The following is a 14210-nucleotide window of genomic DNA, read 5'->3' as shown; positions in this document are numbered from 1 at the left end:
ATTGGACCCGAATATTATACTGCTGAAAATTAATCTGATGTTGGGTATATCCTATAACCTTGGATATTTCAGACAGCTTTTATTTTTTACTTACTACGCTAGCTACGACGAACCATTTTTAGCTTTAGCAAGCTGCCAAGTTCATCTCTATTATTTTTTCGATCTAGCTTAATTTTTATTATTACACAGTTGTTTCTCTTTGGTAATTATCATAGAGTAAAACTTTGTTCTTTAATATATAATGCTCTTTTAATAAACATCAGTTGGTAGGACAAACAATGAAGTTACTCTCGTATGTTGCATGTTTCGCTGTATGTTCAGTAGTAACTCAAGCTCAAGCCGGACCAACGATCAGAGAGTTTATGGACTCTAGTGAGAGTAATGCTTATTTTAATTGCGCTTACAAAGGTAAAACAGCTACTAAAAAATGCTTAGTGACCCATAGCTACATTAAATCGAGTGCTCATCCTAACCTTAAAGAGTTCTATGGGCCTAATGAAGCTCTAAAAGTTATAAGCATTAAGTGGCCAGATAGTGATATAAGCCGTTATGCATATGTAGACAGTATGGAGATGGTAAATTTAAACAATAAAGAGGGCTGGGGATATAGGCTTAGAGACAAAGATGATAAAAACGGCTGGGGTGTTGATTTATCACGCGGACTTTTTATTGATAAAGCTTCTAGCAATAAGGATCATATCCGTCTGTGGTAAGGATATAACTAACGCTTTAAAAGCGTTACTACTTTTATAATGATGCTGATGAGTAAGTAATTTTTATCAGGAAAATAAGGATGTCACTTTGAGAAATAAACTTTTAAAAATCGCTATGGGTATTAGCTGTGCCGCTATGTTTTCAGTAAGCCATGCCGATGTTGCTACGATGAATAAGTATTATAACAATCCAAAACTTGCTCCTAAGATCAAGCGCTGTAACAGCAACCAAGATTGCAATGCTTTTTATGCTTTATCTAAACAATGGAAGTCTGTTCCTAACTGTTTTAAAACTGCTTACGGTCCAGACTGCGAGACGAAAAAACAAGCAAAAGACGGTGATGGTTATGGCTTATGGAAAGGTGCTAGTTTTAATAATGATCGCTCATCAACCTTAGCTTCATCTGCTGAGGAAGTTTTTTACAAGGGTGGTTCCGCGAGTAAGGCTGACGAGCGAATTTTCGCTGAAGGTTTAGCTGTACTCTATTATTTAGATTCTAAGAAATAGCTTTAAAAAGTATATTAAGTAATATGACCTACTTATTTGATATCTATAAATACGAGTAAACTAATCTTACCATCATAAATCACTCTCAATTTTATCAGAGACTAGTTATATTTCACTATCACAACTGACCTTAATTCTGGTATTTGAACAACAAATCGAACAAGGATTGTAATAATGAAAAGTGTTTTGTTAGGATGTACTGTTGCTCTTGCGCTTTTAGCTGGCTGTGAATCTAACGCAGGTAATAAGTCAAGTGACATAGTACTATCTGAGGAGGCAGTAGGCTCGGAATTCTCTCAGGAAGGACCAGAAACAGAGATAGTAAGCAAACTCCAGTATGATTCGAATGGCATCATTGTCTGCGGAGAAAACAACGATGGAGTTTGTACCGATGATGTACTCCAAGATCTACGTACTACACAACTACGTGAGCAGCATGATGCTAGTACTACACCCTTATCAGAAGTAAGTAATATTACTATTGATAAGGGTGATGACGACTCCCATGATAATGCTACAAGAGTTGACTACAAAGAAATAACGGGGCCACTAACACCTGCTCAAGCGGCACACATTGATTATCTAGTTGACAATGATCTTGAAACCTCACAAGAAATGATAGACTTACTCAATGATTTTACACTCGATGGTAGTGAAGAGAGTTCTTTACGTAAATTCATTATAGAACGTTCACGTTATAAAGATGGGTATGATGCATCGGAAGACTGTCGTAACCCAGACTTAACAGAAGCTGAGTACGCTAACGCTTGTACTTAATGAGTGGTAGATGGATGACAATACTAAACAAAAAAATAAGCCACTAGCGGTGGCTTATTTTAAATTACTGCCTATCGGCAAAGCCTATCAGCTATCTTATTATTAATCCACTCTGCAACCTCACTCGCTACCCATACTACCCTAACCTGTGTCAGCTGTACCTTCTTAGGAAAAGTTGGATCGTAACGATCAGATTTCTCATTAACCATCTCATAAATCGTAGAACGACTAAGACCAGTATAATGGCCAACATCTTTAACACTCAATAATTGCGGTATATGATTGCATTGCTCGATCACTGGCTGTGCTGTGTTTAAGTTTTCCATGATTATCTCCTTTGTAAGTTAATGAGAATCTTTCTTCTCATACAGTTACGAAGTCCCATATTTTTTTACGGCATCCTATTGAGTCCAAGGGTTAGCTTTAAATGAAGCAATAAAAAAAGAGCTGAATGAATCAGCTCCTTCTTATGCCGTCTATCCTTACCACTGCTTTAACTTATAGCTGTCACACTCTCCCTTAGACTTCTTTCAATATTACCGACATTGTAGGGAGCGATACTATTTTGCAATCCTCCTTGATGATTGCTATTAGCATCATCCATCTCCACAGGATAAAACTCATCCACCACCTCCATTGCATCTTCGCTATCGACACCAAAGCACGAGTTCACATAACCTTGTTTCGCTGCTGCCTCTAGTGCTGCTTGATCAAAGCCATGTTCGCTCAGCTCCCGATCAATTGCCCCAGCATCTTGTACCGCTTGTTTGAGTGTCACATCATCACGTAGCGTTAAATCCACAAAGTAGATCGGAGTTCGATAGCTTTGCGTGGTGCTTTTACCTCTAAGCGTGAGTTGCAACGGCAAACATGAAAGCTTATTGCCTGATACTGCTGCAAAGTAGCTTAAGCGTGCTGATAAGGTACGGATGCTATTAAAACCTGTAGTTCGAAAGATAAACGTACCAAGCTCATCGTCTTCACTCAGATTTGCGTACAGTCTGCCATACGGCTTACAAGCACCACCTTGTGCTAGTGGACAACGTTCAGGGGATGGGCATGGTAGTTGCTCGACACCATTATTGGTTCGTCTCTGACATTGCTCACCGTCACCAACGCATAGTGGACGGCCTGTTTGTCTATCGAACAGTGTGTATTCTGCTCGCAGGTTTAACTCAGGATTATTAAACAACATGCGTACAGGAATCTGTCTGAGCTTACCGTCGTTCTTTGCGCGTAGCTTTGCATCAAGTGGATGATTGATCCAACCGTCTTTGTTCTGCACTTGACTGGTGATAGTGAATTGATCGTCTTTGGCAGGTAAACGCTTGCCATCTTTTACGATGACACGCCCGATGCTGATACGACCTAAAACTGGTGGAGTAATCGTTAGACCTTTAATCATGATGGTATTCCTTATGTATTTAATAGAATGTGTTTGGCCATAAAAAAGCCCACCTGTGCTAGGTGGGTGGTTATTCGCTTGCTTTGATTAATCAGCTTTGACTGATTGGTTGCCGCGCTGATGATTGAGTGATCTTCAGCTCAGTCATTAAGCACAACGAAACGTCTGCTGCCTTGCTTTGTTTTACCGAACTTAGCTAACAACTCAGGATGAGCCTTGATTACAGCCTTGCTATCAAGACCGATACTGTCTTTAGAGCGCTTCCATGAGATCGCACCTTTCTCAAACACGGCAACTTCATTATCGGCAATCAGCGTTTGCAGCTGATGCTTCACTTGATCATGACGCTGCTCTAACTCTTGCATATAGTCACGGTAGCTCAGTAATTGCTCAAACAGTTTGTTAGCACCGTCATCATCCGTTAGATCAACCTTGCTTGACGGCTTAGCGGTTGGATACAGCTGCTTTAATGCCCGAGCTGCAGATTCTGAATGGTCAGGTGTGGGCGGTGTGTCGGTTTCCACATATTGCCAGAACAGAAGCTCATGCTCGATGATAGAGTCAATTAAGCGCTCATCACGTTCAACCTTATATATCTTGGCTTCATGTCCACACAGTAATACGCAGATGTGCGCAGCAGCTTTACCTGTGACTGCCAGTTGATGTTGTACTTGGCATGTCACATACAACGGCACACCATTCTTCCAGAGCTTGGCCCCATGTTCACCAGCCGTTTTACACTCTAGAATCTGTACCTCATCATTGCCTGTAATAGCATAGTCTAGGTTGGCGAGCATAAAAGCTTTGTCAGGATCAGGATGCTGCAAGATGGCATTGACGCGACGTACCTTGTTACCAGTATGTTCTTGATAGTATTTAGCCACCATCGGCTCTAAGGTATTGCCCCAATAGAGTGGTGAATATCCTTCAATGCTTTCATCGATGTTTGATGCCATACGTCCTGTCTTGATCATCCATAGCTCAAGCATCGACAAATACGGATGAATACCACAGGCGGCAGCGGCGTCAGAGCTGCCAATGCCTTGCTTACGAAACTGTAGCCAGTCTTCACGGCTCAAAGATTTGGTATTGACCAGGCGTTTAGCGGTAGTTGTAGAATTAACCAACGGCTTAGCGGATTTATTCTCTACCTTGGTCTTTGGTATATCTTCGATACCATGCTTAGTTTTTATTGGCATTTTAACTTTAACGGTTGCACGCTTGGCCTGTCTTGGCTGAGTCGTCGTATTTAATGCGATTAGGTTCATAGTGAATTCCTTAGTAGAGTGGTTATTGATTGATATCAAATTAAAGTCATAAAAAAACCACGCTCAAAGGCGTGGTTGATTGTTTGTCAGATTAGAACATCATTGGTTAAGCAAGCATCAATAGCGATTGCTCTAATCCTTTCTGTTTCAGCTTAGCACCAGCACCGAACCAAGCCGAGTTCAGGCGGTTGTCAGTGTTCATCGCACGCCTTTCATGATCCACGTACTCAGTAATGCTGCACAGCAAACCATAGGCGGTATCACTGGCTGCATCGAGTGTGGCACCGCGACCTTGACCGTTAAACATCTTCATGACCTGATTCATCGCTTTAGCATTAGGCACGGCATCCTTCTCTTTCTTAGCACTGTTAAACAGAATGATGTCATTGTCTTGATCGTTAAACACACGGCTGAGATAGTTAGCCGCTTCTGCTTGGGTCACACGGCGCTCAGATAGCTGTTTCATCTCATAGCTGTGCTCCTCCCACTGCTTCACTGACACGCCCAATTGCTGTTTGACCTTGTCAGCATCAAAGGATGTGGAATGCGGCACTTTCACCACACCGCCATTGCCGTTGGCAAGGCTGATCGCTAGTGTGTTGTTACACACCACACGGATGGAGGTGAACTGAGCGGTAGTCGCTAACGTGCCGTCACAAGCGGTTGCAAGCAGCAAATAACCATTACTCACATCCTTACCCTTAAGCGTTGCTGACTGGCCTGTACGGGCCAATGCCCATAGCTTACGACCACCCTTTAGCACACCAGCCGTTTCCAGCTCAAAGTCAGACTGCTCGGTAAGATCACGATAGAATTCTAGAATCTCACGAGGTTGTACTTCCTGATAACGTTGACTAACCACCGATAGCGGCTCGAAGTTATCGCTACGATATAAAACCTTCTGCTCAGCAAAGGGCAAGATCAAATTATGCCCTTTGTCATTATTAGCCATGTAACTAACATCCGATGACTCAATACGCCAGTCCATACCGGCTTGTTTTGCCCAGACCTCAAGTGGCTGCTTAGGTGCCAGCTCATTACCCAGACCATGCCAAGGGGTTTCACCAACGTATGCCATTGATTCTATTAAATGTGCCATGAGAATATTCCTTTTAGACTTGATTAGAATTATGGGTTAGATAGATAGGTTAAATGCTGAAAGTTCTTGAGCAGGTATTGCAGGTATAATGGGGCTTTGCTGCCAAAACGAGTAAAGGGGGCTGCTGTAGCTTATCTTTAGCCAAGCTAATCGCTGAGGCAAGGGCTGTGCCTACTACCACACCGATTGCTGAATTGATTTTGTAATACCTACAGATACTCACACCAAGACCTGATAGGGCAGATTGTGAGCACAGTTGCTCAAAGATATTAAAGGGACTGTCAGTATCGGTAGTGCTTCTTACGTTTGCTGAATGACAGTGTGGGCAGATCGGTCTCATAAATAGCTCCTTTTAGATTGCGCATAAAAAAGGCCTGCGATTAAGCAGGCCTTTGATTAGGATAGATTGGGGTTAATAAACAGGTAGCTAGGCTTCCTGCCTTATCTCATACGGATAGTGTATATCTAAGATTACTTAGATATAGCCAATCTATTTAAAAGTATTTTTGTTAAACTGGATTCAAGAAAAACTTATAACAACATCACTTTCCTCAATAGATACCTTTCTGGCGAACACAATATTTATTTTTTTAAAATAATGGGTTATATCATTTGATGTATCACTAAAATCAAGAGTAAGCTAGAACCATAAAAACTATGTATTTCTTTTTTTTATGCTTTTGCCAAAGGTACGCATACCAGGTAGCTTTACTTTAAGACGTTGGTAGCTATCATCTGACTTAAATGGTCTGGTTAAATATAATGCTGCGTTGACGGCATTCTCAACTTCCTGAATATTACTCCGATGAATCATGCCTATACCAAGCGTATTTTTATATTCAAACCGCTTTTTATAATTAGGAGTGTGTAAATTAAAGAAATACCCTAACCCCTCTGTAATATCTTGCCATTTTTCTCCCACTTTCATAGCCAAATACGTATCGCTATAATGCTCTGAGCCATCATAAACTAGCAATAGATGACAGTGAAAACTACCGTTTTCCTCTCCTTGCTCTAAGGACCAAGCATTTAAAAGCAAGTCTCCAAAACAAGTTTTTTTATTACCTATGAAATCCCGCAGTTTCTGCATGTGAGCATCAAAATCGTAAATAGTAATATGGTCACTAACTTCCTGAAAATACTTTAAGTCAACACGTACAAAAAGCAGTCTAGATCTTTTAATAAAAAGTTTTCTTATATTATTTTCAAGCTTATTGGAATTGCTTATTCCTTGTGAGTACCACTTATTATAGTCATAATCAATATGGCTTTTATAAGACAACAGTAACCGAATAAAATTCTCAGTCAAACTGTTATTCCATGAAATATTGAACGGATAGGAATCACCAACAATAGCGTTGGTGGTATTTATAAAAGCATTAATTGGTTGTGAGTATGCCAACTCGTCATCTAAAATTGTCACGAATGGATAATACAGCCTATTCAATTCACTTTTAACGTTCTTAAGCGAAATGCGTTGATATATTATATTTCTAACGAGAACATCAATATCTGACACTATTTTGGAGTTATTGATCGAGTTATACATCGTGATTATCATCCTTATAAATTTGTATTCATAAGTTAATAAGATTTAGTAATTTTATAATTATAATTACTGAGAGAGTAGCTCTCAGTTTAGAAAAACATATCTAGTGTGTATATTAATAATATATATACCCGATCTGTAACATGGTATTGAAGTAGACTATATCCTAAGCAGAGCTAAGGATTTAGCTAAATCCGATCATGAGCTACCCTTTAGTATAAGGAAGTGGTTCGAATGGAGTTAGAGTTATAATGAAGTTAATTTGGCATAGAAATCCCCGTACAGCATCTATAACGTAAAGGTGTAGCGACCATATTCTCTGACAATATTCTGACCAAAAATACAGCATATAATGACCATTTTTTGCGATATAATAGAGCTTATTTTATTGATTTTGACTACGTAGAACTAGGTAAATTTCGATCCTTATATACTTTAATCATGGATGTAATTTTTATTATGGAAGAACCTCAATTAAATAAAAATACCTTTAATAAAGAATACATAACAAGCAAAGTAAACCAACTAACGGCTCATGAATCATATTGGTGTTTATATTACTTAAATCAAATGAAACCGATAGAAAAAGTTTTTTTAGTAAAGGATGATAGGAATTGCAAGAAAAAACTGGTTACTATTTTAGAAATAAGAAGGTACTCACCTATTAGAGTCGACAAGTTGCTAGTTGAGATGTCTGCTATTATAATTCCACAGAGTCATATTAGCTGGCTTCATGGAAAAGATAGAGCAACATTGTGGTTTGTAATGGCATTAAGATCGTCTGATTATAAAATAAAATATATAACTACTCGTGAAGAGATAATGACAGCCAATCACGATATAACCTATTCGAAGAATATTTACTATTTCTCTAGAAAAATAATAGACCCTAAGGATTACCAATTAGAGTATACAATTCATCAAAAAATAGCTGTGCTGAATAGACTTAGAGATATTTTTATTCTAAGTAAGATTAGAGATAATGAACTTGAATGGTTAGATAGAAAGGATAGAAAACAAATTGATTGGGCGTATAGATATATGCTGAATAAGAGAAGTAAAAACAACATTTTAAATACTTATCTTGGTGCAAGTGATTATATTTATTTTGATATCGATGAAACTGCTAGTCGATACAATCATATCTTAGCTTCGTTTGATTACATGGGTTTTACTTTCCTCAACTCTACTACTATCTCTAGCCCCGTACCCTTAAATCACTATACCTTTGAAACAAGAACTAAATTTATAAGAACCATGAAAAATACATGGCAAAAACAAAAATCAAGATTAAAGACTCTAAAGGATATCGATTCTAATATTAAGCTCAATAACCCCACTACAAAAACCTCAAAAGGCGTATATATCAATAAACAAATATTAAAAGAACAAGCATTTAAAGCTACCTCTACAGTTTATAATACAAAAAATTATAGCTGCCTTGGATACTATGAGAAACCCCATCTTAGTCTTTTTGAAACTGAGCAAACTCTACAAGTTCAAAATAATACTCATGAATCTCTACTAGTCGATTGTGAGGGCAACGATATAATAAATATAAACGTTCAGGTTAAAGCGTTAGACTTACCACCAGATATTGAAGATTCTGTTTGCATTATTAATGCTGAGCCAGTCGTGAATGCTGAACAGAACCAATCTGATGATAAGACTGTGAGTTTGGATAACGCTGACGATACTGCTACTGAAAACTCAATGGATGAGGCAATCAATCGTCATGAAGATATTATTCCACCTCCAAACATTTCTACGATGGAAACCAATGATCCAACAACGAAACTACAGGCTATTGACAGTAATTTAGCTTCAGCTAAGACTCTTCACAACATTGATGATAACATGGCTGATGATGATCCTTTTTTGGTAAACGCTGAACTGATAAGACAAAAGACTGGAAAAACATATATAAACTAAGTAGCAGCTCAGTACTGGTAAGGAATTGTGAGATTTGTATTACGAAATTACTATAAAATTGAAAACCAAATCTTAAGTATACCTACAAGTGTACTAATTTATAATAAAAAATATTTACCCATATATATCAACAAGTTAAATATCAATACTGGTTCCGGCTCCGGGTACCATTACATAGTCCTATACTATCTTATAGAACAGCTAAAGCCCCTGATATCAGGGGCTTTGTTGTGTCTGGCGTTCCATACTGTCATGCTCTATCTATCCTAATCCATGCACTTTGAGTATACCGAGTTTTGAGTGTACTTATGGAGATCTAGGATATGGAAAGAAAAGCGATCAGTTCAGACCGAAGTATCAGCAGCCATAAGCCTGAAGATAAGAATTACTTCTTTCTTATCAAGATTCATCCTAAGCTATTCTTAATGGTACGTCCTATCCAGTTTATAATTATAAAAAAACCAATGAAACCGCTATGAACATATCATGGCAGTTTCATTGGTTATATGGTCTTTAACGCTAAAACTTATTAGCCAAATACTTTCATACGTTCTTCAACAGGCTTGAACGCTTTATCACCTGCTGGCTGCTCGATTGCACCAAACACCATTTGCGCATTAAGCTCCCAATCTTCAGAAATACTCCACTCCTCAGCGACTTTTTGATCAATGACTGGATTATAATGTTGTAAGTTTGCACCGATATCTAGACTAGCCAATGCTGTCCAGATCACATACTGATGCATAGCACTGGTTTGATGCGACCAAATGGGGAATTTATCGGCATATAAGGGCGCGGCTTCTTGCATATTTCTTACAACACCTTTGTCTTCAAAAAATAAGACGGTTCCTGCACCTGCTTTAAAGCCAGCGATTTTGTCTCTTGTTCCTTTAAATTTCTCTTCATCACCAACGATAGCTCTTAGCATCTCTTCGGTCATATTCCAAAGCTTGTTATGCTCATCACCAAACAACACAACGATACGAGCTGACTGTGAATTAAACGCTGATGGCGTGTGCAAAATAGCATGTTCAACCAATTTCACTACGTCATCATTCGATACTGGTAATTGATTGCTTAGCGCATAAATTGAACGGCGTTTCTCAGCTAATTGCTGTAAATCTTGTAAGTTTGACATGATTTTCTCCAGTGGTTTTGTATGAGTTAAGGTTAGATATAAGGTATCAAAACAGATAATAATTAGCCTTTGAAACCTTTAGGTAGTTCAGGCGCAGGCAAACGCTTCATATCAGAGTCGACATTACCGAAACGCTCATGGCCATTATTCCAATCAATAATAGATTGCTCAATCTCTGCTTTGTTATCAGCAACGAAGTTCCACCACAGTAGCACTGGGTTATTAAGCGGTTCGCCGCCGATGAACATGATACGTGTCCCCTTTTTGGCAGCCAGTTTAATACTTTTGCTATTGGCGACATCGCTATCATGAAAACGGAATAATTGATCTTGCTGACAGACCTTGCCTTCAGACTCTATCTGCCCTTCTGAAACTAAGATACCGTACTCAAAGCCTGACTCTAGACTCAATGTCGCTTCGCCATCTTGCTTGAAGTACACATCTATACCGACCAGCTTTGAGTATTGGATGGTAGGTGCTTCAAACATTTCACCCAATACATTGGTATAACTACCTGTCGTCAGAACCATCTCTGCATTGCCCTCGCTCCACGTTGGTAGCTCAGGATAGTGATGAAAACTGCGCTCAATCTTCTGGTCAGTGGGCAGTGCAATCCATAGCTGCACCATACTGATACCACGTGCTGCATCTTTCGAACCGCCCGTATCTGGAAAGACACTTTGTTCAGTATGACTGATACCTTGGTTCAAACCCGTACCTGCGGTCATGACATTGACTTGGTTTTTGGTAATGACTTGTGCGTTACCTAAACTGTCTTTGTGTAGCACTTCGCCATTTAACATCCAGCTAAAAGTTTGCAAATTGGTATGCGGATGGCGACCAACCTGCATACCTGCGTCATCTTGGTCAAAATCAGCAGGACCTGCATGATCTAAAAAGCACCACGCACCGATAGGCTTTTTGCCTTTGTTAGGTAATAAACGCGCAATTGGAATACCGCCGACATCAGCCAATCTTGGCTCTAACGTTTGAATACTCATGAACTAACTCCTTTTTTGATACTTTATTTTCACAAATAATGAGCGTAGAAAAGTATTAAAAAGTCATAGGTACTTCCATGATTAATACTTTTGAGTTCTCTAGAACGTCCATAGTCATGCTTTTAGTATCCCAGACACCTAGACCGTCACGCGTATTTAACACGTTATTGTTAATGGTCACACTACCTTCAATCACGAAAACGTACACGCCATTGTTCGCATCATTTAGCGTATAGTTTTGAGTGACTCCTTGCTCAAAGTCACCCATACTGAACCATGCGTTTTGATGAATCCAGACGCCAGCATCGTCAGCGTTTGGTGACAATACTTGATTGAACTTATTTGGTTGCATGATGTCATCCATGCGTACTTGCTGATAACGAGGCGCTACGTTCATTTTGTTTGGAATGACCCAAATCTGTAAGAACTTTACATCCTCTTTGTCATCGCCATTCATCTCACTATGAGTGATGCCTGTACCGGCTGACATAACTTGGATTTCACCCGTTTCGATAATGCCATTGTTACCAATGTTATCGCCATGACCGAGCTTACCCGATAGTGGAATACTGATAATTTCCATATCGCGATGTGAGTGCTTGCTAAAACCTTGACCACCAATAACAAAATCATCGTTAATAACACGTAGCGCACCAAATCCCATACGTTCTGGATTGTGATAATTCGCAAAGCTGAAGGTATGTTTGCTTTTCAGCCAGCCATGGTTTGCATCGCCACGAGAGTTTGCTGCATGATAGATAGTTTTCATAATTTATCCTTAGTTATTGGGGAGTTAAACATGTCTGAAAATTTACTATTAACGAACTTGTCTAAACAATGGAACGATTATAATTGTTGTTTAAGAAGAGATACACATCGGTAAATGCAAATAACTATTCTTATTTTTAGAACAATAAAACTCTTAATATGGCGTACCATATTCATGGTATGGCTCTATATACCTAATTACATTTACGATATAAGGAAGCTTAACGATGTCAGATAAACCATTATTGAATTATGATGTAATAGATAATACAGATCAGAAACGTTTTGAAATTCACGTTGATGGGCATATCGCCTTTGAAGATTATGAATTTTTTACCACCAGTCAAGGTGAAGATGGCATTGCTTATACCCATACTGAGGTGCCCGAAGAGATTGGCGGACGAGGTATTGCAGGTTATCTTGCTAAATCAATACTAGATGATGCAGCAGCTAAAAACCTGAGAGTGAAACCTATTTGCCCATATATCAAAGCCTACATAGACAAACATCCAGAATATCAAGACAACTCGGTATTTCACAAAGCAACGCCTTAAACAATGTTTATCAGTGATAACCATGTAGATGACATAAAAAATGCCCTATCCATCAAGATAGGGCTTTTTTATTGTCAAAAGTCAAAGGTTGATATAGTAAGACACAAGACATCAGTCTTGAAAATCCACACTACTGAATAGTAATGCGAGGCTCCATTACGTTAGAAAATACTAGGCGATACTTTGCAAGAATGCTTTATCACGTGCCATTACTGACAAATACAGTACGGGTAGTACAAACAATCCGACTGCCCAAAAATTTAGCTGAATATATAAAAGTGCACCCAGTAACGCCCCGACTAGAAAGCTAAAAACCAATGCTGAGCTGTGCGTCAGTTTTTTACCGTTATCTGCGGTACGATTGATCAAATAATCGGTCAGATTAATACCCAGTTGCGTGGTATTACCCGTCATTAACACAGTCGGACTCATATGCTTAATCACCGTTTTGCTGGCTGTATTACGAATAGCCAACGCAATCAAACCCAAGCCCCCTGTTATTGCCACAGTGATGTCCCCTGCATCCACAAAAGGCTGGTAGTAAAGACCAGCAATCATAAAGGCTATCAAAAAAACAGCTTCTGCTAAAAACAAACGGCTCAGCGTTAGCTGCTTGTTTTTACTATGATCAATAAATATCTTGGTCACCATGACCGTTAGAATAAACAATGGTAAAGCGGCAAGCTTAATCCACAGACCTTGCTCACCTTTGACCAATCCACTACCCGCCATCACTAAGTTACCAGTGACATGCGCGGTAAAAAAACCAAACAAGGTGATAAAACCAATAGTATCAATAGCCCCACCCACCACGGTTAATAGTACAGGCGTTTGATAACGCTGCCAAAAACTCGGCGGTTTTGAATGTGGTGACACTGCTTGATCATCGTTAGTGGTATGAATAGCGGTGTTGTCAGGATCGTTAGAGATTAATTTAGTCACCCAGTTTCCCTGCAAAGTCTACAAAATCAGAAGCGAAGCGTTGTAAGAATTTTTGTGTGAGTTCAGTGACACTGCCATCTTCATTTAAACTGTCAGTTGCCCGACTTAAATAAATTTCGGGATCAATCATCATTTGTGCCGAAAGCATTTGCATACTTTTTCTGACATCAAGTCCACTATTGATACCGCCAAAGCTACCTGGTGAGGCCGTCACTACCGCAACTTTCTTATGTGTCCAAACACTTTCTTTATAAGGACGCGAAGCAATATCTACGACGTTTTTTAAAGCCGCAGACATTGTACGATTGTGCTCTGGAGTGACAATCAATACTGCATCAGCGTCTTTTAATTGCTGACGTACACGCTCGTAGCTATCAATCGTTGTATCATCATAATCTTGGTTATAAAGCGGCAAGTCTGCGATATCCACTTCTTTGATATTCACGCGGTCAGGCATCTGCGACACAATATATTCTGCAAATTTACGATTGATGGACTCTGTGCGTAAACTCCCAATAATCAGTGCAATATTGATGGATGCGCTCATAGCAACTCC

General features: G+C 39.3%; 16 protein-coding genes. 5 read left to right on the top strand and 11 right to left on the bottom strand.

Going from position 1 to position 14210, the window contains the following annotated elements; translation table 11 throughout:
* Positions 1-278: 278 nt before the first annotated feature.
* From IE130_RS01980 to IE130_RS01970, 3 genes are all read left to right on the top strand, one after another.
* The gene (locus tag IE130_RS01980) at positions 279-713 is read left to right on the top strand and encodes a hypothetical protein (protein ID WP_189580950.1); all 435 of its coding nucleotides are present in this window, start codon (positions 279-281) and stop codon (positions 711-713) included.
* An 88-nt stretch (positions 714-801) separates the two neighbouring features.
* A complete protein-coding gene (locus IE130_RS01975; protein WP_227676101.1) occupies positions 802-1221 on the top strand; it encodes a hypothetical protein in 420 nt (139 codons plus the stop codon).
* Between the two features lie 174 nt (positions 1222-1395).
* A complete protein-coding gene (locus IE130_RS01970) occupies positions 1396-1998 on the top strand; it encodes a hypothetical protein (RefSeq protein WP_189580947.1) in 603 nt (200 codons plus the stop codon).
* A gap of 71 nt (positions 1999-2069) precedes the next feature.
* Here the strand turns inward: IE130_RS01970 and IE130_RS01965 are convergent, their stop codons facing one another.
* The 6 genes from IE130_RS01965 to IE130_RS01940 form a co-directional block, all read right to left on the bottom strand.
* Complete coding sequence (locus IE130_RS01965; RefSeq protein ID WP_189580944.1) at positions 2070-2324, bottom strand: helix-turn-helix transcriptional regulator; 255 nt, start codon at positions 2322-2324, stop codon at positions 2070-2072.
* A 167-nt stretch (positions 2325-2491) separates the two neighbouring features.
* Positions 2492-3403, bottom strand: a complete 912-nt coding sequence (locus IE130_RS01960; protein WP_189580941.1) for a recombination directionality factor — start codon at positions 3401-3403, stop codon at positions 2492-2494.
* A gap of 140 nt (positions 3404-3543) precedes the next feature.
* A complete protein-coding gene (locus IE130_RS01955; protein WP_189580938.1) occupies positions 3544-4671 on the bottom strand; it encodes a YqaJ viral recombinase family nuclease in 1128 nt (375 codons plus the stop codon).
* Positions 4672-4777: 106 nt separating this feature from the next.
* Positions 4778-5770: a DUF932 domain-containing protein gene (locus tag IE130_RS01950; protein ID WP_189580934.1), complete on the bottom strand. Its 993-nt coding sequence runs from the start codon at positions 5768-5770 to the stop codon at positions 4778-4780.
* Between the two features lie 49 nt (positions 5771-5819).
* Positions 5820-6110 (bottom strand): hypothetical protein, encoded by a 291-nt coding sequence (locus IE130_RS01945; protein WP_189580931.1) that lies wholly within the window; start codon positions 6108-6110, stop codon positions 5820-5822.
* A 315-nt stretch (positions 6111-6425) separates the two neighbouring features.
* Positions 6426-7319 (bottom strand): YagK/YfjJ domain-containing protein, encoded by an 894-nt coding sequence (locus IE130_RS01940; RefSeq protein WP_189580928.1) that lies wholly within the window; start codon positions 7317-7319, stop codon positions 6426-6428.
* Between the two features lie 459 nt (positions 7320-7778).
* Here IE130_RS01940 and IE130_RS01935 point away from each other — a divergent pair, with 459 nt between their 5' ends.
* Complete coding sequence (locus IE130_RS01935) at positions 7779-9251, top strand: hypothetical protein (RefSeq protein ID WP_189580925.1); 1473 nt, start codon at positions 7779-7781, stop codon at positions 9249-9251.
* Positions 9252-9780: 529 nt separating this feature from the next.
* Here IE130_RS01935 and IE130_RS01930 read toward each other — a convergent pair.
* From IE130_RS01930 to IE130_RS01920, 3 genes are all read right to left on the bottom strand, one after another.
* On the bottom strand, positions 9781-10389 hold the full coding sequence (locus IE130_RS01930) for a nitroreductase family protein (RefSeq protein WP_189580922.1): 609 nt from the start codon (positions 10387-10389) through the stop codon (positions 9781-9783).
* Positions 10390-10451: 62 nt separating this feature from the next.
* On the bottom strand, positions 10452-11390 hold the full coding sequence (locus IE130_RS01925) for a pirin family protein (protein ID WP_189580919.1): 939 nt from the start codon (positions 11388-11390) through the stop codon (positions 10452-10454).
* Between the two features lie 55 nt (positions 11391-11445).
* On the bottom strand, positions 11446-12159 hold the full coding sequence (locus IE130_RS01920; RefSeq protein WP_189580916.1) for a pirin family protein: 714 nt from the start codon (positions 12157-12159) through the stop codon (positions 11446-11448).
* 226 nt (positions 12160-12385) lie between these two features.
* On the opposite strand from IE130_RS01920, the gene IE130_RS01915 reads away from it, so the two are divergent.
* A complete protein-coding gene (locus tag IE130_RS01915; protein WP_189580912.1) occupies positions 12386-12712 on the top strand; it encodes a GNAT family N-acetyltransferase in 327 nt (108 codons plus the stop codon).
* 171 nt (positions 12713-12883) lie between these two features.
* Here the strand turns inward: IE130_RS01915 and IE130_RS01910 are convergent, their stop codons facing one another.
* Both IE130_RS01910 and IE130_RS01905 read right to left on the bottom strand, forming a co-directional pair.
* Complete coding sequence (locus IE130_RS01910) at positions 12884-13588, bottom strand: YoaK family protein (protein WP_189582475.1); 705 nt, start codon at positions 13586-13588, stop codon at positions 12884-12886.
* A 58-nt stretch (positions 13589-13646) separates the two neighbouring features.
* Entirely contained in the window at positions 13647-14201 is a 555-nt protein-coding gene (locus IE130_RS01905; RefSeq protein ID WP_201574399.1) for an NADPH-dependent FMN reductase, read from the bottom strand.
* Positions 14202-14210 lie beyond the last annotated feature (9 nt).

Origin of the sequence: Psychrobacter glaciei (assembly GCF_014652895.1) — a bacterium.
GTDB lineage: Bacteria > Pseudomonadota > Gammaproteobacteria > Pseudomonadales > Moraxellaceae > Psychrobacter > Psychrobacter glaciei.
Note: the sequence above shows the minus strand (reverse complement) of the source record. Positions and strands in the feature narration are given on the sequence as shown.

Coding starts and splice junctions, on each gene's coding strand:
- IE130_RS01960 (WP_189580941.1), bottom strand. CDS start 3,403: ATGATTAAAGGTCTAACGATTACTCCACCAGTTTTAGGTCGTATCAGC.
- IE130_RS01980 (WP_189580950.1), top strand. CDS start 279: ATGAAGTTACTCTCGTATGTTGCATGTTTCGCTGTATGTTCAGTAGTA.
- IE130_RS01965 (WP_189580944.1), bottom strand. CDS start 2,324: ATGGAAAACTTAAACACAGCACAGCCAGTGATCGAGCAATGCAATCAT.
- IE130_RS01955 (WP_189580938.1), bottom strand. CDS start 4,671: ATGAACCTAATCGCATTAAATACGACGACTCAGCCAAGACAGGCCAAG.
- IE130_RS01915 (WP_189580912.1), top strand. CDS start 12,386: ATGTCAGATAAACCATTATTGAATTATGATGTAATAGATAATACAGAT.
- IE130_RS01950 (WP_189580934.1), bottom strand. CDS start 5,770: ATGGCACATTTAATAGAATCAATGGCATACGTTGGTGAAACCCCTTGG.
- IE130_RS01945 (WP_189580931.1), bottom strand. CDS start 6,110: ATGAGACCGATCTGCCCACACTGTCATTCAGCAAACGTAAGAAGCACT.
- IE130_RS01925 (WP_189580919.1), bottom strand. CDS start 11,390: ATGAGTATTCAAACGTTAGAGCCAAGATTGGCTGATGTCGGCGGTATT.
- IE130_RS01905 (WP_201574399.1), bottom strand. CDS start 14,201: ATGAGCGCATCCATCAATATTGCACTGATTATTGGGAGTTTACGCACA.
- IE130_RS01940 (WP_189580928.1), bottom strand. CDS start 7,319: ATGTATAACTCGATCAATAACTCCAAAATAGTGTCAGATATTGATGTT.
- IE130_RS01935 (WP_189580925.1), top strand. CDS start 7,779: ATGGAAGAACCTCAATTAAATAAAAATACCTTTAATAAAGAATACATA.
- IE130_RS01920 (WP_189580916.1), bottom strand. CDS start 12,159: ATGAAAACTATCTATCATGCAGCAAACTCTCGTGGCGATGCAAACCAT.
- IE130_RS01930 (WP_189580922.1), bottom strand. CDS start 10,389: ATGTCAAACTTACAAGATTTACAGCAATTAGCTGAGAAACGCCGTTCA.
- IE130_RS01970 (WP_189580947.1), top strand. CDS start 1,396: ATGAAAAGTGTTTTGTTAGGATGTACTGTTGCTCTTGCGCTTTTAGCT.